Here is a 20,106-nt window from a genome sequence, read left to right as displayed (position 1 = left end):
CCCTGTGTTTTCTGCATTCGCTTCTTCTAACACCACATGCTTATCAATAGACAGCGCCGTCGGCAACACATATAAACCAGCCCTAGCTCAGTTTTATCATTTGCCTGTAGACGGCTTTCTGTAAAAAGCGGTAGGATAACTGAAACATTTGGGGGGACGACAACATTATTCGTTTTACGCTTACCACGCTGTTGTGCTTATCATTGCTAATGCAAAATGCATTGGCACTGGGTCTTGCTGCGTTTTCAATGCAACAGGCACAGCTTCTTGCAAGCGAGGACATAGAGCTAATTTGTACCGGCAAGAACATGCGCTACATTTCGGTGAGCCAAACTCAACTGAAAGGCGAATTTGTTTATGTCAACCTTGACTCCCCGGACTTTCCAGCACTTTCAGATACCCCTGATACCCTTGACCACTCGCAACCTATCGATTGTACAAACGGTACACTGGCAGATCTTCCATCAAGTGATAGCGGTGTTTCACACGATACTATCGACACTCTTTTTGTTCGCTACAAGGCGCTTGAAACTCGTCTTCAACGCCAGCCTTACACAGCCTTTGCCTATTCGGCTGCACTAAGCCGCGCACCACCTATTTCATAACACCATTTAGTAAAAAATTGCTTACACAGAGTCTGTAGATTCCAAACAGCATCATCTCTATTTAATATTTGGAAGTATTATGAAATTATCCGCAATTGCGCTTGCTGTGGCGAGCATCGGCTTGTCGTACTCAAGCTACGCCGCTAACAACAACCTCCACCGCAGTCTTGATAAAAGCAGCACGCTTTCTCAAGAAGAGAGCGCGCCCGCATCGGCATCCACCGAAATTATTACCGTCATCGGTTCGCCCTTACGCTCTCAGAAAAGTGAGTCAATTACACCACAAACAAACATGGATGCAGATTTTGGCGACCAACTCAGCACGCTTCCGGGTTTATCGATAGCCCGCAACGGCCCCGTTACTGCACTCATTCAGTATCGAGGCTTGTTTGGCGACCGAGTAGGTATATCTGTTGATGGTGTCAACATTGTTGGAGCAGGCCCCAATGCAATGGACTCGCCTCTTTCCCATGTGCTGCCTGAGCCAGGGTTAATTGCTACTTTATACCGCGGCATTGTGCCCGTGAGTGCAGGAGTACAAACACTCGCAGGCCAGGTAAACATAGCCTCGCCAGCTGATGCGCTGTTTTCTATCGACGATGGGTTTCAAGGCAATATCAGTGCAAGCGCAATGGGGTCTGGCTCTGCTCAGCAGTATCAAGGAAATGCATTTTATGCCAGCCAAGACAGCTTCTTCAGCGGCACCTTTATGCATCAGCAGCGGGCAGATCGTGAGTCTGGAAACGGTAAAGCAATACCCAACAGTAACTATCAACGAAATGGCGGTAAGTTGCGTATAGGACATCAAATGGGGCAGCATCAATTTGATGCAAGCTACCAGTGGCTGAATACAAACGAAAGCGGCACGCCAGCGCTAGCCATGGATATAACCTTTATAGATGCCGCATGGTATCGCCTAGGTTATCGCTACAACGCAGATACCAACACTTACCTTACCGCCAATGTGTTTGGAAACAGTAATCAGCACATTATGGACAACTTTTCTCAGCGGCCACTGATGATGGCCAACATGGCTCGCTTAAATACAACCGACGCAGTGGCGCAAGGCCTCGATACTACATTTGTTACGCCATGGATAGACGGTGAACTGCGGTTGGGAGTAAACCTTCATAAGGGGCGTAATAACTCTGTCATTTCTAACCCTAACAACCCTATGTTCTTTATTGATAATTTTACTAGCAGCACCCGCAGTACCACCAGTGCATTCGCAGAATGGGATTATTCATCCAATACTATGTCTTCGCTAATTGGCCTTCGCTACAGCAGAGTTAACATGGATGCAGATGCAGTAGCCTCGAGTCTGACTATGATGAATGATGCCGTTGCTTCCTTGGCTGAAAACTTTAACAATGGCCCGCGCAGTAAAACCTATCATATGGTTGATGTAGCAGCGTCTGTTTTTTACCACGTAAACAATAACATCGACATAGTGCTAGGTGTGTCGCAAAAAAATAGAGCGCCCACGTTTTTTGAACGTTTTACTTGGCTGCCACTTGGCATTACTGGCGGGCTTGCGGATGGGTTTAACTACATTGGCAATCTTGAGTTAGAAAACGAAACTGCACGGCAATTTGAGATAGGCATCGATTACACCATGGCATCGTGGCAAATCTCACCTCGTCTGTTTTACCAAGACATAGAGAATTATATTGCCGGCACGCCTTCATCGAACATGGCGGCAAATATGTTCTCTACTATGATGTCTGGCAGTGCACCCTTTATATGGAGTAACACTGATGCAGTGATAACGGGGGCCGATGTTACTGTTAACGGGCAGCTTTCGGACACGGTTTCACTTAGCACGGTACTAAGTATACAACACGGTAATCGCGACGACATTGATGACGCATTGTTTCGCATAGCCCCTGAGCGCCTTTTAACAACCATAGATTGGCAGACCGCGGCTTTTACAATACCAACGACGATGAGCATTACCTCTGAGTTGGTAGGAAGACAAAGTCATACATCGTCCTTACAAAACGAGGACAGCACACCAGGCTATGGCTTGCTGCATTTATCCACTCAGTGGCAACTTCACCGAAACGTTCAGCTAACCGCTCAAATAAACAACCTGTTTGATAAATTTTACGCCCCGCATACGGCAGGAGTAAATCGCGTTATGCAGTCTGACGTTGCGATTGGTGACAAGGTGCCCAATCCTGGGCGCGAATGGCAGATATCGATTAGCTATCGCTACTGATAACTTGCCTTACTAAATGTAATGGTGATGGAGGGTTAACTGGTTCAAGTGAGTGTAAAAAGCTTCACACATTAAGAAAATTTTACACTCAGTAATTTTCGCGTCTCACTTGGAAATTATCAAAAAGGCCAAGAATAACCAAAAAACACTTATAAAACAGATGCATAAACAATTTAAAAGCTGAAAGAGAAAGCTGGCACAGTTCAAGCATATATTATACTAACGGATAAGGTATGAGCGTAATGTGAAGCCAGGAAGGCTTTTGAAACGGAGAGTCCATATTACGTAAAAGCAAGTTTGGTAGGTAGACAATTGTCACGATTAAAAGGAATGTGTCAACCACGGATAAATGGATTGAACCGAACTATGCTTTAGGACACTGAATGTTCGTTATGCGACTGATCGATGGTGCGGTTGAGTTTGGAATAACTCAACAAAACTGAGCAGGATGCAAAGGGCTTATTTAATATGGAATGTGAAATAACCTTTTTTCAGTACCCTCATCGAAAGTATCGACATTGACGTCGTATCTAGCAAGGGATTGTAACTTATTTGGTATCGTTGAAGACTGTGTGTTACTTCAGCGAAACCATAACGAGGACGTTGGTATGTACCCCGTGTATGATCAACGAGTTGTCACTAGACGACTAGCCTCTCCCCCCCAAGACCCATCCCGGTCTTTACACAACTCTGATTTTTGCCCGCCTTTGGCGGGTATTTTTTTGTCCTAAATTAAGTAACACCATGACTTCGTGATACCATAATAGGGTGTAGAATTTTTGTTAGGTATCCCCTCTTTTGCCGTCTTCATCAAGGTTACAGCCCTCGTCGGCAATCGTATTCAGAGTTCTGTTTTGTGCGCTCCTTGCTACATCGGTGGGGCAAAGCGTTATGCTTGCTACGTTACCGTCAATGGGGCGAGAAGCTAATCTATCTGAATTTCATATCGCTACAATAATGTCGAGCTCTGCACTCATCTTTGCTATTGGCACCAATGTGTGGAGCAAAATAGCGCGGCGAGCTGGGTTTAAACGCATCCTAATTGTTGGGCTTGCAGGATATAGTGCAGGAACGTTTGCTTTTGCAAGTGCTTGGATGGCAGGTTTTTCCGGCATCATCAGCGGAACAAACCTATTTTTGGCACTACTTATTAGCCGCAGTCTGCAATCTACTATTATGTCAGCGACGCCTCCATCTGCCGTGGGCTATGCGGTGGCGATTAGCTCAGCCGCAGGGCGTGTAAGCGCTATAAGTAAAGTCACCTCTGCCAGTAATGTTGGCCAAATTATAGGCCCTGCCTATGCGGGGCTGCTTGTGGGCTTTGGATTGCTCGCCCCCCTCTATAGCATCGTCATTTTAACAATGTTGGCACTTATATTAGTCGTTTTTAAGCTACCTGTATTACCGCCGCAATCTTCAGAAGAACAGACTCAATCGCAAAACGCAGTGGAAGATAACCCAACACGTTTACCCTATATTTTTGTTGCTAGCTGCGTATGTGTGTTTGCAGCAATGGCAATGATGCAACAAACCATGGGATTCTTCTTTATCGATTTTTACGCCAAAAACCCTGTTGAAGCCGCACAGTTAGTGGGTTTTGCAATGATGATGAGCGCAGTTACCTCACTCACCGTACAGTTTACTGTGGTGCAAAAAGCTCGCATAAGCAAAGAAAGCATGATGTCGATAGCACTACCGCTGCTATCCTTGGCTTACCTAGTTCTGTTTTTACAGAAAAGTTTTACAGTCTCTTATCTGGGTATGGCAATTATGGGCGTAGGTATGGGCATGGCCTACCCCTCTCTTGCTGCAGCAGCAACTACGTATTGCTCACCGTCGCAGCAGTCATCAATTACCGGTTTAATTACCGCAACAACGGCAATGGGATATATTGTAGGCCCGCCCCTCGCGGCAACGCTTTATCAAGTAAACATTGCCTTGCCATTTGCTGCAGCAAGTATACTCATGGCACTTATTTCAAGCGTGGTTTTAATAACGCTTCGCAGAATAAAGCAGTCTGCAGACCATTAAACACGATACTTGCTGGCGCAACATCAACGAATGTTTATTTAACAATGTGTTTAGGGAAATAAATTTTAAAAAATGTGGAACCTTTTCTAAAATTTGCTCTCTTACTTATACATGAAGTCGTTGAGTGTTCGGTTTTATGTAGTGTGTATGTGTTTTCCAAGTGATATTGTGTTTTTTAAGGGGCATTATGCCCCTTTTTCTTTTCTACCTTTCCTGTTTTTATCCCCTCTCTTTTTCTATTTGTTTCCTTTTTTAGCGTTTTCTATAAAGTTGAATTGAATTAGCTTTATTGTCCGCGCCTTGCAGAAGTAACCAAAACAAGCCGTATTTCCCCCTTCTGTGCAGCGAATTCATTTAGGCGGCGTAGCGTTTGCAAATAGGTTAAAAGCCGGGTAAGCGAGCACTCGCTGTTCATGCAGAATTTTCAGGCGCTTGTAATTACTGCACGAATTACAGTGCGCCATGTAATTCAAAATCAATAATAGTCATTAATTTCATAACCTTACACATTGGACTGTGAATTGCATTCTTACTATTGAGTAAGCAACTCAGGTCGACTCCAAAGACCAACAAATGCTTTTATTCATTATGACAAGGAGAAAACATTATGAACAGTGATCGTATCGAAGGTAATTGGAAGGAAATGAAAGGTAAAGTGCAGCAGAAATGGGGCAAACTTACCGACGACGACCTAGATAAAATTGATGGTCGCAGAGAAGAATTAATTGGTAAGGTTCAGCAGGCATACGGCAAAAATCGCGACGAAGCAGAGCGCGAAGTCGATAGCTACTTAAACTAAATAGCTACCTGAACTAAATAGTCATCAGAGTTTGATGACTATGTAGATTAATGAGTAATTTGACAATTAGTCTACGCATCCACCTTTTCACATAGCATATGATGAAAAGGTGGGTCTTTTAATTGCTTTTACCGCCTTCAGAGGCGCTCATTCTTCTTTCCCACCACGGAAAAGAAAAGTCGATATTGTCTGGCTCTTGAGTCTTCGCGTATTTCATACGAACCGAACTCCAAAACGCCGCTTTAAATATTGGGTCGTAAATAACGAACTCACCCTTCTCGCGGTATTGCTCGAAAAGCTGCTGGTATGCGCCAACCGGAGTAAGCGGGTTATCTTGCTGAAAAACAACATCACCACCATAAGCTTCGTAAAGTGCCTTAGACACTTTCCAGCTTTTAGCCATGCTTTGCGCTAAGGCCATACGGTAACGCTCAAGCTCTTCTTCAGGGTATTCACCCGCATTGTCTAAATCGACAGTCCACAGCTTTATTACCGAATAGGCTGACTGAATTTCACTGACTTCAGGGGCAATTTCATTTTTATTGGCAAAGTCTGCTAGTACAGATTCAGTGATCTTGCTACCTAAAGCGCGCTGGGCAAGTAAGTGGCGCACTTCCTTTTCAGACTTGTCCGTAAGCATAGATTGAAAACGCTCTACGTCTGCCTGAGAAGGCTGCAGCTCACTATTGGTGATTGATTGATTGAATAATCGCGCAATGATTTCATTTGCTGCTTGGGGAGTATTCATACCAAGGCAAAAAACGATAGCTGCAAACAGCACCATTGGGATAACTTCTGAACGAGTCACTTTTTCTGCTTTCCTAATTTCCGATATTGAGGGTGAGCACACATCGATAAGATGCGCTGTTAGGCACTACACCCCAGCACACAAGACACATCTAGTTATATTTATTAGAGTTTTCCGTTGTCTTGCGGAATGACAAATTTGAGCCTTATACTTTAGTTTATTTGCTCCTAAACTTCCACTTTTCCTCGCAAAGTTTTTTTAGCACCTTGTAATTTTTTCGCATCTACTCTTCGCGCTTTCGCGGCGCGACTCACTCGCGTGGGCTTTCTTGGTTTTTGTTTAATTGTCGCTGCTTTAATCCATCCTATCAGTCGAGTAATCGCATCTTCTCTGTTTTGTTCCTGCGTTCTATAATTTTGTGCCTTTAATACAAGAACGCCGTCGGTAGTTAATCGCTTGTCTTTTGCAGAAAGCAAAGACTCTTTGAGGGAATCCGGCAGCGATGATGCCCGTATATCAAAGCGCAAATGAATAGCACTGCTTACTTTATTCACATTTTGGCCGCCCGCGCCCTGTGCACGAATCGCCTGCATCTCTATTTCGCTTTCATCAATTGATATTGACGACGTTATTTTCCGTTCCATTAACCTTCCTATAACCTATTTACCAGGCTTCTTGATGACTTTTGTCATGGGCGTTTCGCCGCTTTCTTTTTTCACCAACACGCATTTTTCAAACCATGCATTTCTTAAATCATGCATTTAGCAATCCCTCTGACTTCTAACTCGAGTACGCAATTACGTTGTTGACGCTGTTTCAAGAAACCTATACGTTTATTTATCTACTTTATATTGGAACACGTATGTTCATTGCTTTGCTCATTATTGTTTTTATTCTTGCCTTACTTGTTTGGTTTACCACTAACATTGATAAAAAAATTGAACAAAACTTCTTCGCACCAGGCAAGCTGACTCCTGTAGAGGGTGGCACAATTCACTGGCAAATGCAGGGAAGTGGTCCCGCACTGGTACTTATTCACGGCCTGTTAGGCAATAGTGCTAATTTCTCGAAGCTCGCATCAATATTAGCAACTCGCTACACGGTTTACAGTATTGATAGACCAGGAAATGGGTTTTCTATCCGCGCAAAGTCCACATCAGCGTCATTTGAAAAGCAAAGCAGCATGATACGTGAATGGATGGACAAAGTCGGTATTGATAATGCCTATCTTGTTGGTCACTCCATGGGTGGCGGAATTGCACTGCGCATGGCGATTGATGCCCCCGAGCGCATTAATGCTGTATCGCTGCTGTGTCCACTCACCACGCGGTTACTCAAAGGCGCAGGTCCGCTTTCCATTCTTTACATTCCTAATAACTTTCTACGTAAAAGCATATCTAAAACTATCGCTAGCCCGTTCAGAGTAAAATTTGGTAGCAAACAAATATCGCAAATTTTTTACCCTGAAGCAGTCCCAAAAAGTTTTGCAAAACATGGAGGTGGAGCGCTGGCCCTGCATTCAAAGTCTTTTTACGAGGGGAGCCGCGATACTGTGGCAGCGCAAGGTAGCTTAGGTCGTCAGCACTCAGCTTACGCTAACATAACCTGCCCCGTTGGCGTGTTATATGGCGAACAAGACGCTATCTTAGCGCCTGACATGCATATACATCCTGTAAAAAGCACTATCGCGGGTTCTGTATCAGAAATAATTGGAGACGCAGGGCACATGATCCCCGTAACACAGCCTCAGCGTTGCGCTGACTTTATATGCGCCATTAACGATAAGCATGCGCAGAATATCAGGGCCTGTTAATCATATCTTTATGATGTAGCCGCGGCTAGTGCATCGTTGTTTTTTGCAGCGCCGAACCATCACCCTGTTTATGTTTTGATAAAATGGGCGAAAATTGATCTTCCGCATCGCTTTGCTTTAACGAACGAAGGTAGTCTGATATACGCTCTAGTCCGTCATATTGCGAACACGTATCCGACGGAGTTGATCCAAACGCCATATTATAACTATAAAACCATGAATGTATTTGTTCAGTGTTTCCTTTTGACATAGCACTAAGTAAATAATACATGCGGATAAACGACAGCTGCTTTCTGTAAGCTGGTGTGCTGTTTTCGAATCCATTCAAAGTATTCTTTGCTAGGGTTTGCGTAGAAATTCCTAGCATTTCAGAAACCTGCGTAACATTTAGGCCTAATTCTTGAGTTGCCCACGTGAACGCTTTTGTCACCACATTAGTGGGGAGCGGCGTTTTGCTCATGTTCTTACCTCACTTCTAATCGGCATTAGTGTTCTAATTTTCGTTATTCCCCAGTCGTGCTGCCAAAATCGAGCCAGATTGCGTATATAAACACCTACCCATTATTAAACTTTATTAACACCAGTTACGTTCAAACAGCTTTATGTCTACGAGCTTCTCTTTCAGAGCGCTTTTTAACCGCTTAGCAAAGACATGATTGATTAAGTCACGACTGGCGAGTCGTTAGTCAGGTTAGATTCTAAAAAAAAGAACGAACTGTCGAATTTTTAGAAATTTTCATTCTTAAGTTTAGACTATATGCTGAACTTAACATGATAGATGGACGCACTATGAACACGAGATGGCCGCGAATTCTTTTATTTATGCACTGGGTTACCGCATTAGCAGTGGCTGGTATGTTTGCGTCTGGGCTGTGGATGGTCGACCTTACCTACTACAGCGACTGGTACAAAACCGCGCCCCATTGGCACAAAAGTGCAGGTCTCATTCTTTTAGCGTTAACCGTGGCACGTATAGTATTTCGCCTATTTAGCACTCGACCAGCTGCACATGGAAGTGGGATTGAAAAGCGCGCAAGTCAAGTCGGACATCTTTTTTTGTATGCGCTGCTGTTAAGTATGTTCACCTCTGGCTACCTAATTTCAACTGCAGACGGTAGAGCAATCGACGTTTTTAACTGGTTTGCAGTACCTGCCCTTGGTGGGCTCATTGAGAACCAAGAGGATATCGCGGGCGACGTCCATTTCTATTTAGCATGGACACTGATTGTTACTGCCTCACTGCACGCAGTAGCAGCGCTAAAACATCATTTTTTCAATAAAGACGACACGCTGAAGCAGATGTTACGGCTTCGATAAAAATCAATGAAAGGAGATAGTATGAAGAAGTTAGCACTGGCACTCGCAGCCGCATTATCGATGAGCTCGGTTCAAGCAGCTGATTACGTTATCGATAGCAAGGGCGCACACGCGTCAATCAACTTTAAAATTCAGCATTTAGGTTATTCATGGCTTACAGGTCGCTTCAATGACTTTGAAGGTACCTTTAGCTATGATGACGAGAAACCAAGTGATGCAAATATAATGGTAAACATTACCACCGACAGCATCGATTCAAATCACGCTGAACGAGACAAGCATTTAAAAGGCGACGACTTTTTAGACGTTGATGAATACCCTTCAGCAAAATTTGTCAGCACGAAAATTGTTGAAAAGGGCGACGGTATGATGGACGTGATGGGCGACTTTACGTTTCATGGTGTCACTAAACCTATTACCATTAATGCGAAAAAGATTGGCGAAGGTAAAGATCCGTGGGGCGGCTATCGCGCTGGGTTCATGGGAACGACGGTAATTGCACTGAAAGACTTTGGTATTGATTACGACCTAGGTCCGGCGTCACAAACGGTAGAACTAGAGCTGCACGTAGAAGGCGTTAAGCAATAAGTACAAAGTAAGCTTGCGATAATTTAGCTCGCGATAAATGAGCAACAAACAGAATAAACAGCCCGCATACCGGTTTGATGCTGTAGCAACAGCTGGTATGCGGGCTTTCTGCTATTGGCGAGCTTTCTGTTATTAACGAGAAAATAAAGCCTTAATGAAGCTTAAGTTTTGGGCTCATGGCGTGGCTTAATTTTTTAACCAGCAGCTTAAGCACCCCTTTCACCTTTCCGTGAACGGCAAACTGGTGCATATTATAAAGCGACACATACACTAGCTTAGCCAATCGGCCCTCTATAAACATACTGCCGTTTGACAACGAGCCCATCAAACTGCCCACCGTGCTGTATTTACTCAAATGCACTAACGAACCGTAGTCCTGATAAACAAACGGTTTTGTTGTTTTGCCATTAATCAGGGCACAAATATTATGAGCGACAATGTCTGCCATCTGGTGCGCGGACTGCGCCCGAGGCGGTACCCACTTTCCATTTTCCTGCTGAAAACCACAGCAGTCGCCCAGTACCCAAATCGTTTTTTCTGTGGTGCTTCTAAGCTGCTCATCAACAAGAATTTGATTCGCTTTATTAGTCTCAAACAGCCCCATGCTGGTAATAAAATCCGGCGCTTTAACCCCTGCTGCCCACACCATTAAGTCAGCGTCGATACGAGAACCGTCTTTGGTAATAAGTCCGTCGCAGTCTGCCTCTGCTACCGTAGTTTGTTCTTTAATGACAACGCCTAAGTCGTTTAATGCCTCACGAGCCGTATTGGCAATGCGCGTCGGCAGTGCGGGAAGTATGCGTTCTCCAGCCTCAACAATAGTAATTTTAAGTCGCGAAGCGGACATGTCCGGCATGCCGTAAGCCTTTGAAAGGTTAGCCACATGGTGAAGCTGCGCCGCCAGCTCTGTGCCTGTAGCACCCGCACCCACAATGGCAACATTAATATGCGCGTTTTTATCTGAATTAGGGCCTTCCTGTTGGTTTACGCGAATAAGTTGATTTAATAGGGCTCGATGAAAGCGCTCGGCTTGCGCCAATGAATCAAGCAGGTAGCAGTGTTTTGCTACACCTGGCGTACCAAAATCATTGCTTACGCTCCCGATTGCCATAACAAGCTGGTCGTATTCAACGTGGCGCTTGGGAAGCACTTCATGCCCCTCTTCATCTATAAGCGGAGAGAGTGTCAGTGTTTTTGCCGCGGCATCTATTGAGCACATCTCTCCTAACTGGAAGCGATAATGATGAGATGCCGCGTGAATGGCGTAGTCTACCCCGTCAGAGTGCTTATCAATAACACCTGCGGCCACTTCATGTAACAGTGGCTTCCAGACATGGGTTCTGCTTCTATCTACTAGCGTAATATCAGCTTTATTTTTGCTGCCAAGTTTGCGACTTAAACGGCTGGCTAATTCAAGCCCACCTGCGCCGCCTCCCACTATGACTATTTTTTGCATGCGTGTTTACCTGTAAAAATCATTCCACCTATAAACACTGATGCAATACTTTATAGGTGGCGTGACTTTCTAATGTGGTTAATCTGATGCGGCTAATCTGGCGTGGTTGATTAAGTGCAACCCATGCAGCGCAAGCAGCACATCTACAGATTACGCCTATCACCTTGTGCCTACAAGTGATCATGGTTGGCTAGGTAAGTGCACAGCCGTTGCAAGAGGGTGCACTTCCTTTACAGAAACAAGTACTGTTTCAAATAGGTCTTTTGGATAGCTTTTTTGGGATAACTATCTCTAGTAACCCGGTCTAGTCACCCTTTCTGATAACATCGCATAGCAACCTTACATAGCAGCCGCACTTAGTCACTGTATTTAGAAGCCGTATTTAGCAACTGAATTTAGCATCCGTATTTAGCAACTTTGAATAATAGCCTTACATCGTAAATGTGGCGCTTAGCATAAAGTTACGTGGGCGCCCTGGAAAGTAACGTGCACCGGTGAACGAGGTAAAATCGGCTCGTTCAGCATAGGTTTCATCAAGCAGGTTATTAATGCGGGCATATAACGTCATATTGTCAGACACGGCATAACTTGCGCGGGCATGAAAAAGGTTGTGACCTTCGTATTCGTTGGCATTTTCTGGGTCAGTAAAATAGCTCGCAACATGTTGCCACTCTAGCTGTGTTTCTATGGCGTCGGTTAGCGAATATTGCAGTCGAGTATTTACCAACCAGTCTGGCGCCGTATCCATATCGTTGCCTTTAATATTGACCTCTCCAGATAGCTGATCGTGCTCATAGGTATGTGCAGAATAGGAGCCCGCAAAATCGATGCGTAAGCGGGAGTTAATAGCATAATTAAAGGTAAGCTCAACACCTCTGTGCCACGTTTCTCCATTGCTAACGTTAAAGAAATCGCTATCGCGATAAATTACGTTGTCTTTCTCTAAGCTGTACAGAGACAGTACATAGCTGCCGTCAGCCAGTTCGCCCCGTATACCAACTTCTATGTTAGTTGCGTCCACCGCGTCTAAGTCAGTCACTTGTTGCGCTCGTTGTAAGCGGTAAAGCTCGGTGGCTTGAGGGGCTCGATAACCTTTGGCTATGCCACCATAAAAACGTGTGGAGTCAGATAAAGCGTATTGCATCGACAGTTTTGGGCTAAAGTTATCAAAGTCGTTTTTGCCGCTTTCAGGCCGACTATATCTGCACCCACCAAATCCGCACTCAGAACCGTCCTCTGTCAATCTCCCCACATTCATATTATTGGTGTAGTCGTATCGCATACTCTCGAATCGACCGCCAATGGAAATACCCCATGCGCCTTGCTGCAAATTAACGGCAAAAAACGGCGCTAACAGCGTTGCGTCCACGTTGTAATCGTAATGCTTCCCTTGGGGGACAGTTTCAACGAGAAACGCCGAGCCTACAGTTTCACCATCTTGCGATTGAATGAGTTCACCTTGGGTATATTCAGCATCTAGACCAACATCAATATTCAACGTAGGGCTCATAATGTAATTGTATTGCGTTAGTACACCTACGCCTTCTTGCGCGTTTTGCTCAAGTGGCTTGCCCGGCAGAAAATGCATTCTAAAGTCCATAGACTGATCGCGCACGTAAGGCGTAATAGACAGTGCACTGTTGTTATTAAATAGCCAGTCTACTTTGCTCCAAATTCGTAAGCTTTTTGCTTGTCTAAACGCTTCTGGGTTTGGATTACTCCTTGCTACCTGCTTATCTTTATAGCTTTCAAAACCGGTTATATAGCCTGCCGTTTCCTGATCGAGATTGGTGTACGTTACACCGCTTGTTATCGACACATTGTCGAAGTCAGCTCTATGGCGAATATTCACTTTTTCCTGATCGACGCCCTCATCGTTCCGATAACCCGTGTCTCTGGTGATGCTAGCATTAATGCCTATTCCGCTATCGCCGAAGTCTTTACCTTGCCTTAATTTAACGCGGTGAAATCCGTAAGAGCCGTAGTCCAAGCCTACAACTCCGCCCCCTCTGGTGGTATCAGGCGTCACAACGTTAATTACGCCGTGAATGGCATTAGAACCATACAGCGCAGAGGCCGGCCCTTTTATAACGTCAATACGCTGAGCCATTTCGCCATGGGCCTCAAAGAGCTCGTTAATATTACAAAAGCCAGCGGCACGCAACGGGATGCCGTCTTCAGCAGCTAAGATACCGCCGCAGGCACCAGCGCCAGTAAGCACGGGAGAGCGCAGTGCAGGTAAATATTCTTGTCCATTGCCTCGCTGCACACCCGCTCCCGCAATGTAATTAAGCGATTCTTGAATGTGCTGGAACGACAACAGATCTAAGGTGTCTTCAGTGATTGAAGATACAATATAGCCAACATTGTTTTCGTTACCCGCGATACGGGACGAGGTGGTTTCAATACGCTCAATATTGTCGATATTTTCTGCAGCTGAAACAGTGGACAAACCGGCTGTTAGCGACAATGCGGTTATAGACAATTTAAAAAGAGGCAATGGAAATAACGGCTTAAACGTCATTAATAATCCTTTGAATAATAAGTTTGCGGTGACTTTTTGTATCCGTTTTTATTTGTGCTAGCTTTTTTTCAGATGCTAATGTTCATGCTTTGCTATCTTTCTGGCAAGCGACTGCGATTCGCAAGCCTATTCAGCCAATATTGATAAACCAGTGCGCACTGTTACAACGATTCAAAATCAGATATGCATATATAAAAATATAAACCGCGTGATAACGTTACTATACGATATTGTTACCACTACAATAAAAGCATTACGTTAAACGTTCATAAAAGTAAGACAGATCTAGCTTTCACCCACTTTTAAGTACAATAACCATGTAATTGCACCATTTAATTAGACATAGCTATGTAGGAAGAATGTATTGAACACGCTAATCCCAAGTCTCTCCCAACTCATAGAATTCGCTGTGGCTCCGGTTTTTTTACTCACGGGGATTGCAGGCTTTTTAAACGTCATGTCTTCGCGGCTAGGGCGAATTTCAGATAGGGTTCGTGTTGCAGAAAGACAAATTCATACGCTATCCGACCCCCATATCGTGGATAGGTCTAAGCGCGAAATTAAAGTGCTGTGGAGAAGAGTAAAAGTTATCAATTGGGCCATCGGCCTTTGCGTTACCTCAGGCCTTCTTGTGTGCTCTGTCATCATGGCGTTATTTGCTGGTTCGCTGTGGATAGTCGATTTAAAAACACCGGTGATAGTGCTTTTTATTCTTGCCATGATCTTCTTAATAATTGCGCTAATCGTGTTTTTAATCGAAGTTAAATTGGCTACCAATACTATCAACATGGTGCGAACCATTCGCTAAAGGCACATCATTGCTAGTCCCATATCAACTCTGCTAGTAGCGCGCTTTTTTTCTGCGCGCTCTAGCAGTGAAACGTTATTGGCTTTTCGATAGCTCGTCTAGCACAGAAAAAAGCACATTCGCCCCAATTCTCGACACTTCTGTATCGTATTTACTTTCCACATTAAGGCCTTCTTGCCCACCTGCTAAGTCGCTAATGGCGCGAATAATAACCCAGTCTACATCATTGATAGTGCACACCTGCCCAATGGCAGCTGATTCCATTTCGGTCACTTCTGCGCTAAACACATCGCGCGTCCATTGTCTGTACTCTCGATTGTCTAAAAATACCGAGCCCGTAACACCATTCCCACCCACAAAAAGAGTAGCGTCACGGTCGTCTAGCACTCGCTGTGTTGGCATGGTGGACATGGCCGCCTGTGCAGCATTGAGTAAGCGCTGAGTTGCACTGAAATAGGCAGTATCCACCGGCTCATCCATGCCTTCTTTTACAATGAGTACTTCATCAGGGTGAATAAACTGAAACGGCTTATAATGAGGTAAATGTGGATCATTTACTCGACGGGCATCTTGCTTTTTCACAAATGCCTCATAATACTCGGGAAGAATATACTTGCCCGGTGCATTAGGGTCTTCATTGGTGTACACACTCTCGTCGTGGTAATACCATCGCGCCGGCACAATGACATCCCCAGGACGCCACTTTGGATTAACCGCACCTGCAATACCCATAAACACCACCTGTTTCACTGGGAAATAGTCTAGCGCCATTTGCATGGACAGCGCCGCATTGGCGATACTCATTCCCGTAGCAAACACGAGGATAGGCTGGTCGTGATACGTACCTAAACGATACGTTATCCCTTTGATTTTCGTTGTGGTGTGGATACTTGCATTTGGATCTTGCTCAATACGCTTCAAAATCCCCTGCATTTCAGGGGCATAAGCCACAGTAATAGCGGTGAGCGACGGCGACTCAAACACTTTCGGCCCGTAGACGCTGGTGCTTGCGGTATCAATATTACTAGTGGATGTGCAGCCGAATAGCCACAGCGAGCTAAAGGTGAAAAGCAGTATGAAGATGTGTTTTTTCATGAAAGCGTTATGTCGATATCAGTGATTGAGATACCTTAAACTACCACTTTATTAAGCTAAAAAAACCTCCAACCTGTGGATTAAACGTATTTACAATCCACATGAATAAACGGCACATAGATAGATAGCACACAAGCCGCAGGTTTCGCTGCGACTTGTGTACCATGAAAAGCAAAATGGCGCTTAGAAGCGGTGGTTAACCTGTACGCTAAGAATATGCGCAGTGGCAGATTGCGTACCCACAAACGTAGACGTTAATGTACCTTGCTCGTTAAGCGCTCGCGTTTTATTGATATCCGCTTCTCGACCATTAATGTAAACATAGGCGCCATCTACAGAGGTGCTTTCACTAAATGAATACGTAAAGCCACCTGACACCCAATGGCGATCGGTATCTGGAATACTGAGTGAACGGTTTTCTATTGTAACTACACCATCGTCGTAGGCATAACCTGCGCGTAGGGTAAGCTCATCACTGTATAAATAGGTAACACCAACAGATGCGCGCAGCGAATCATCGAAGTTTTCTTGTTTGATCAAAAAGTCAGAACCATCGCTTAAATTAGCTTCTAGCTTTTCAAAGGTGCTCCAGTCGGTGAACGTTAAACTGGCCTGTACCGACCATTGACTATTCAGCTTTTGGTTTACTGCCAACTCAGTGATAGCTGCTAAATTCAAATCTAGGCTACCAGGCTGATTTAACGAAGGCGTAATCTGTGAACTTACCTCACCACTTAACGTTAGCTCTGTTTCAGCGCGATAAGACAACGCGATATTCGTCATGTCTGTTGGTTGCCAAAACGCACCCACATTCCATCCGAAGCCCCAATCTTCCCCTTCCAGTTTAAAAATAGAAGTTGTTGCAGGCACTTGCGTTTGTAACGCATTGCTCAATATTGGCGATAGACTATTGGAAATAGCTGAACTTATTTCTGCATCTGCAAAAGTAGCGTTAATACCCGCGCCTAGCATTAGCTGCTCATTCACTTTGTAAGAAACTGCTGGGTTAATGGTAATTGAGCGCACCTCTGCTGCATCGGCAAAATGCAGTGCGTCAAAGTCATCGCTGTAGTCAGAGCGAAGTCCATAGGTAGTAAATACGCCCACGCCAGCAGCCCATTTGTCATTGATAGGCGTTGTATAGAAAATGCTTGGTACAATGGCGGTATCGGCAATATCCTGGTTCGACGCATCGGCAGAGCCAATGGTTTGTCCGCCGGCGGCGTAGCTTACATCACCGCTAATATCTACGCTTGGCGCAATAACGCTAACCGAGCTGCTAAATTGTGACTGTGTAAACACGCCAATTGCCGCAGGGTTTGTGGCTAGAATAGAGGCGTTTTCGGGAGTTGCGGCTTGGCCTGCCATTGCGCGACCTAGGCCATTAGCACTGTGCTCGTTAACCTGAAAACCAGCTGAAAAAGCTGAAGAAGAAGCGAATGTTGTTAACGCTAGGCATACCGAGGCACGAAGAGAGAGCTGTTGCTTCATAAAATACTCATTTGAAGAAAAAATTGCAGCGCGCATTCTACGGACAGGAGCACATTTGTTCAACAATGCTAAATGCTATTCACGCACTTTTATCACTATTTTTACAATTTTAACGACACGTTCGCCGAATTTATAACCTAAAATGAAAACTGTACGTAAACAGCAAACCTTCTTTATGTTAATAATAAAATATAGCTAGGCGCTCTACACACCCCTTCCAACTTGGTCAACTGAATAAAAATCGATCAGCACTTGTGTGTACTACTGGTATCTGTGCTACTTGTGTTTGAATGAATAGCCCCCACCCTTGTTAAACGCCTAAACCAAATAATAGCCCCTTTCTTTTTAAGGGAACTGATGGTTCACACTATAAGGAGGTAACCATGGCTACCTACAAATCGATATCTCTTGTTCAGCGTCCTAGTGATAAAAAAATAGGGCCTCACCTTTTTGAAACCAAAGAACTAGACATTCCAGAGGTAAAAGACGGGCAGATACTGATAAAACAAACCCACATGTCTTTAGACCCAGCGATGCTTGGCTGGATGAGTGAAGACAGAGAAAGTTATATTCCGCCTGTAGAGCTAGGTGAAGTGATGCGCTCAAGCGGCGTAGGTGAAGTTGTTAAGTCTAAAAACGCCAAATTCGCCGAAGGCGACAAAGTAATGGGCATGACTGGCTGGCAAGAATACGTATTAAGCGATGGCTCAGGGTTTAACAAGCTACAGTCTGGTGTAACAGAAGAAATGGCACTGTGTGTATTTGCATTACCAGGGCTTACTGCAACAACAGGCTTGTATAACTTTGGCCACCCGAAAGAAGGTGAAACCATTGTAGTCACTGGAGCTGCGGGCTCGGTAGGGTCTATGGTAGGTCAGTTAGCAAAAGCGGATGGCTTGCGCGTTATCGGTGTAGTTGGCAGCGATGAAAAAGCGGATTGGATCGTTAACGAATTAGGGTTTGACGGCGCAATAAATTACAAAACAGACGATCTGGAAGCCAAGCTGGCTGAGCTAACCCCAGACAAGGTCGATGTTTATTTTGAAAATACGGGTGGTCCCATTCAGCACCACGTTTTCAATAGAATGAATGCACATGGGCGTATAGTGGTGTGTGGCATGATTGCCGATTATCAGGCTGACGAACCTTCAGCAGGTCCAAATTGGATCCCACTTATCAAAAAGCGTATTACCATTCGCGGTTTTGCTATGCCCGATCACTGGGGCGAACTACCTCAACTGCTTGAAAAGCTCACACCTTACGTACAGCAAGGCAAAATAAAGTATCGCGCGCACGCCATCGATGGACTAGAAAACGCCGAGAAAGGTTTAAACATGCTGTTTGAAGGCAAAAATACAGGCAAGATGATTGTAAAACTGTAGGCCGATATACGGTCAACGTTTAGCGATAAAACCGTACACACCATGGTTTGCGGCCTTCAACACGGCGTAAACTGTGGTGTGCTTTACACTACTTCACCGACTAAGCTTTTCCAATTCCGCTTTTTTTAATTAAATTACACCAATCAAAGCGCGACAACTTCGTAACAGGCCTTACCCTTATTTTTTGCTTTATACAGTGCTTTATCTGCAACACCAATAAGGCTATCTATTGAGGCATCGCCAGGGTTATTGGTAATAACAGCGCCGATAGAGCAACTTATAAATGGATGTGCCGCATTAGGTGCGTGAGCTAAGTTTGTCCCCTCCCAGCCTTGTAAGATATTTTGGCAGCTTTGCTTAAGTTGCTCTTCATTTACGTCGCTAAGCACAACCACAAACTCCTCGCCACCATAGCGACCTATGATATCCGTTTCACGCTTAAATATGCCTTGCAGTATAGAGGATTGCTGACGTATCGCTTCATCACCCTGCTGGTGACCAAAGTGGTCGTTGTAGGCTTTGAAATCATCCAAATCTAACATGATGACTGCTAATGACACGCCGTGGCGCTTTGAATAGGCCAACAGGTTTTCACTTTGATTGCGCAGAGCTCGCCTATTGAGTAAGTCTGACAAGGGGTCGAACTTACTGAGCTTGGTAAGGCGATCATTGGTTTTTTTCAGTAACGTGAGGCTTCTGTCTAAGCGATATTTTGCGTACGAGCACGTAAACAAAGAGGCGGCGACAAAGCCTAGCGAAATAGGCATACGATCGCCATAGGCGGGTGCTAGCCACATCACCACAATAAAGCCAATTACATTGATTACTGCGCTGATAATGGCAAAGCGAAAAGGAATGCCTAAGGCAAATACACAGTAAAACGCATATAAAATGGTTCCCTCATAAGGAAAAGCAAATTGGTATTCCTGCCAGCAAACGTAGATTACCCAGTAGTTAGAGTAAGTCAGCGCCACCAAAAGGGTTGTAAATATATAGGCTCGGTAGTGAGAAAAGTGCCGCCAAAATGACAGCACCAACGCGACAAGAATAATCGGTATTTGAACAAAGAGGCGGTCATAGAGATAAATTTGATGCATGGCGCTTGGCAGCAGTAAAAAATCTGCAACCATAAAACACGCAACAATGAGTGCACCAATAATTAAGGCTATTCGAAGGCGAACTCGCTCTTTTGCTTTATTAGCCTGCAAGGAAAACGCCTCCGTGTTTT

17 protein-coding genes are annotated in these 20,106 nt (G+C 44.7%); 9 read left to right on the top strand and 8 right to left on the bottom strand.

Features of this window, described 5'->3' with window-relative positions; translation table 11 throughout:
• Window positions 1-209: 209 nt before the first annotated feature.
• From O9X84_RS04015 to O9X84_RS04000, 4 genes are all read left to right on the top strand, one after another.
• Window positions 210-605 carry a hypothetical protein gene (locus O9X84_RS04015; RefSeq protein WP_269518290.1) on the top strand — a complete coding sequence of 132 codons (396 nt, stop codon included), beginning with the start codon at window positions 210-212 and terminating at the stop codon, window positions 603-605.
• 79 nt (window positions 606-684) lie between these two features.
• Window positions 685-2,826 carry a TonB-dependent receptor domain-containing protein gene (locus tag O9X84_RS04010; RefSeq protein WP_269518289.1) on the top strand — a complete coding sequence of 714 codons (2,142 nt, stop codon included), beginning with the start codon at window positions 685-687 and terminating at the stop codon, window positions 2,824-2,826.
• Between the two features lie 798 nt (window positions 2,827-3,624).
• A complete protein-coding gene (locus O9X84_RS04005) occupies window positions 3,625-4,857 on the top strand; it encodes an MFS transporter (RefSeq protein WP_269518288.1) in 1,233 nt (410 codons plus the stop codon).
• A gap of 607 nt (window positions 4,858-5,464) precedes the next feature.
• Window positions 5,465-5,656, top strand: a complete 192-nt coding sequence (locus tag O9X84_RS04000) for a CsbD family protein (RefSeq protein ID WP_032097668.1) — start codon at window positions 5,465-5,467, stop codon at window positions 5,654-5,656.
• A 118-nt stretch (window positions 5,657-5,774) separates the two neighbouring features.
• Here the strand turns inward: O9X84_RS04000 and O9X84_RS03995 are convergent, their stop codons facing one another.
• Together O9X84_RS03995 and arfB are read right to left on the bottom strand one after the other, a co-directional pair.
• A complete protein-coding gene (locus tag O9X84_RS03995; RefSeq protein ID WP_269518287.1) occupies window positions 5,775-6,464 on the bottom strand; it encodes a hypothetical protein in 690 nt (229 codons plus the stop codon).
• A gap of 167 nt (window positions 6,465-6,631) precedes the next feature.
• Window positions 6,632-7,048, bottom strand: coding sequence for an alternative ribosome rescue aminoacyl-tRNA hydrolase ArfB (arfB, locus tag O9X84_RS03990; RefSeq protein ID WP_269518286.1), 417 nt, complete (start codon window positions 7,046-7,048; stop codon window positions 6,632-6,634).
• A 218-nt stretch (window positions 7,049-7,266) separates the two neighbouring features.
• On the opposite strand from arfB, the gene O9X84_RS03985 reads away from it, so the two are divergent.
• The gene (locus O9X84_RS03985) at window positions 7,267-8,217 is read left to right on the top strand and encodes an alpha/beta fold hydrolase (protein ID WP_269518284.1); all 951 of its coding nucleotides are present in this window, start codon (window positions 7,267-7,269) and stop codon (window positions 8,215-8,217) included.
• A gap of 25 nt (window positions 8,218-8,242) precedes the next feature.
• Here O9X84_RS03985 and O9X84_RS03980 read toward each other — a convergent pair whose 3' ends face one another.
• Window positions 8,243-8,677 (bottom strand): hypothetical protein, encoded by a 435-nt coding sequence (locus tag O9X84_RS03980; RefSeq protein ID WP_269518282.1) that lies wholly within the window; start codon window positions 8,675-8,677, stop codon window positions 8,243-8,245.
• A 329-nt stretch (window positions 8,678-9,006) separates the two neighbouring features.
• Here O9X84_RS03980 and O9X84_RS03975 point away from each other — a divergent pair, with 329 nt between their 5' ends.
• Both O9X84_RS03975 and O9X84_RS03970 read left to right on the top strand, forming a co-directional pair.
• The gene (locus O9X84_RS03975) at window positions 9,007-9,534 is read left to right on the top strand and encodes a cytochrome b (RefSeq protein ID WP_269518281.1); all 528 of its coding nucleotides are present in this window, start codon (window positions 9,007-9,009) and stop codon (window positions 9,532-9,534) included.
• Window positions 9,535-9,555: 21 nt separating this feature from the next.
• A complete protein-coding gene (locus tag O9X84_RS03970) occupies window positions 9,556-10,122 on the top strand; it encodes a YceI family protein (RefSeq protein WP_269518280.1) in 567 nt (188 codons plus the stop codon).
• Window positions 10,123-10,273: 151 nt separating this feature from the next.
• Here O9X84_RS03970 and O9X84_RS03965 read toward each other — a convergent pair whose 3' ends face one another.
• The gene (locus O9X84_RS03965) at window positions 10,274-11,578 is read right to left on the bottom strand and encodes an NAD(P)/FAD-dependent oxidoreductase (protein WP_269518278.1); all 1,305 of its coding nucleotides are present in this window, start codon (window positions 11,576-11,578) and stop codon (window positions 10,274-10,276) included.
• A 430-nt stretch (window positions 11,579-12,008) separates the two neighbouring features.
• The gene (locus O9X84_RS03960) at window positions 12,009-14,102 is read right to left on the bottom strand and encodes a TonB-dependent receptor domain-containing protein (RefSeq protein ID WP_269518277.1); all 2,094 of its coding nucleotides are present in this window, start codon (window positions 14,100-14,102) and stop codon (window positions 12,009-12,011) included.
• Between the two features lie 364 nt (window positions 14,103-14,466).
• Between O9X84_RS03960 and O9X84_RS03955 the strand changes: the two genes are divergently transcribed.
• Entirely contained in the window at window positions 14,467-14,910 is a 444-nt protein-coding gene (locus O9X84_RS03955) for a DUF2721 domain-containing protein (RefSeq protein ID WP_269518276.1), read from the top strand.
• 75 nt (window positions 14,911-14,985) lie between these two features.
• Here O9X84_RS03955 and O9X84_RS03950 read toward each other — a convergent pair whose 3' ends face one another.
• Window positions 14,986-16,005, bottom strand: a complete 1,020-nt coding sequence (locus O9X84_RS03950; RefSeq protein ID WP_269518274.1) for a 5'-methylthioadenosine/S-adenosylhomocysteine nucleosidase family protein — start codon at window positions 16,003-16,005, stop codon at window positions 14,986-14,988.
• Between the two features lie 183 nt (window positions 16,006-16,188).
• Entirely contained in the window at window positions 16,189-17,496 is a 1,308-nt protein-coding gene (locus tag O9X84_RS03945) for an OmpP1/FadL family transporter (protein WP_269518273.1), read from the bottom strand.
• Window positions 17,497-17,879: 383 nt separating this feature from the next.
• On the opposite strand from O9X84_RS03945, the gene O9X84_RS03940 reads away from it, so the two are divergent.
• Window positions 17,880-18,878, top strand: coding sequence for an NADP-dependent oxidoreductase (locus tag O9X84_RS03940; RefSeq protein WP_269518271.1), 999 nt, complete (start codon window positions 17,880-17,882; stop codon window positions 18,876-18,878).
• A gap of 143 nt (window positions 18,879-19,021) precedes the next feature.
• On the opposite strand, the gene O9X84_RS03935 is transcribed toward O9X84_RS03940, so the two are convergent.
• Window positions 19,022-20,086, bottom strand: a complete 1,065-nt coding sequence (locus tag O9X84_RS03935; protein WP_269518270.1) for a GGDEF domain-containing protein — start codon at window positions 20,084-20,086, stop codon at window positions 19,022-19,024.
• Between the last annotated feature and the right edge of the window lie 20 nt (window positions 20,087-20,106).

This window comes from Alteromonas sp. BMJM2 (assembly GCF_027257845.1).
Taxonomy (GTDB): Bacteria; Pseudomonadota; Gammaproteobacteria; order Enterobacterales; family Alteromonadaceae; genus Alteromonas.
Note: the sequence above shows the minus strand (reverse complement) of the source record. Positions and strands in the feature narration are given on the sequence as shown.

What these genes read in the sequence shown, in the direction of transcription:
- O9X84_RS04015 (WP_269518290.1), top strand. Translation starts at nt 210, where the DNA reads ATGCAAAATGCATTGGCACTGGGTCTTGCTGCGTTTTCAATGCAACAG.
- O9X84_RS04010 (WP_269518289.1), top strand. Translation starts at nt 685, where the DNA reads ATGAAATTATCCGCAATTGCGCTTGCTGTGGCGAGCATCGGCTTGTCG.
- O9X84_RS04000 (WP_032097668.1), top strand. Translation starts at nt 5,465, where the DNA reads ATGAACAGTGATCGTATCGAAGGTAATTGGAAGGAAATGAAAGGTAAA.
- arfB (WP_269518286.1), bottom strand. Translation starts at nt 7,048, where the DNA reads ATGGAACGGAAAATAACGTCGTCAATATCAATTGATGAAAGCGAAATA.
- O9X84_RS03985 (WP_269518284.1), top strand. Translation starts at nt 7,267, where the DNA reads ATGTTCATTGCTTTGCTCATTATTGTTTTTATTCTTGCCTTACTTGTT.
- O9X84_RS03980 (WP_269518282.1), bottom strand. Translation starts at nt 8,677, where the DNA reads ATGAGCAAAACGCCGCTCCCCACTAATGTGGTGACAAAAGCGTTCACG.
- O9X84_RS03975 (WP_269518281.1), top strand. Translation starts at nt 9,007, where the DNA reads ATGAACACGAGATGGCCGCGAATTCTTTTATTTATGCACTGGGTTACC.
- O9X84_RS03970 (WP_269518280.1), top strand. Translation starts at nt 9,556, where the DNA reads ATGAAGAAGTTAGCACTGGCACTCGCAGCCGCATTATCGATGAGCTCG.
- O9X84_RS03965 (WP_269518278.1), bottom strand. Translation starts at nt 11,578, where the DNA reads ATGCAAAAAATAGTCATAGTGGGAGGCGGCGCAGGTGGGCTTGAATTA.
- O9X84_RS03960 (WP_269518277.1), bottom strand. Translation starts at nt 14,102, where the DNA reads ATGACGTTTAAGCCGTTATTTCCATTGCCTCTTTTTAAATTGTCTATA.
- O9X84_RS03950 (WP_269518274.1), bottom strand. Translation starts at nt 16,005, where the DNA reads ATGAAAAAACACATCTTCATACTGCTTTTCACCTTTAGCTCGCTGTGG.
- O9X84_RS03945 (WP_269518273.1), bottom strand. Translation starts at nt 17,496, where the DNA reads ATGAAGCAACAGCTCTCTCTTCGTGCCTCGGTATGCCTAGCGTTAACA.
- O9X84_RS03940 (WP_269518271.1), top strand. Translation starts at nt 17,880, where the DNA reads ATGGCTACCTACAAATCGATATCTCTTGTTCAGCGTCCTAGTGATAAA.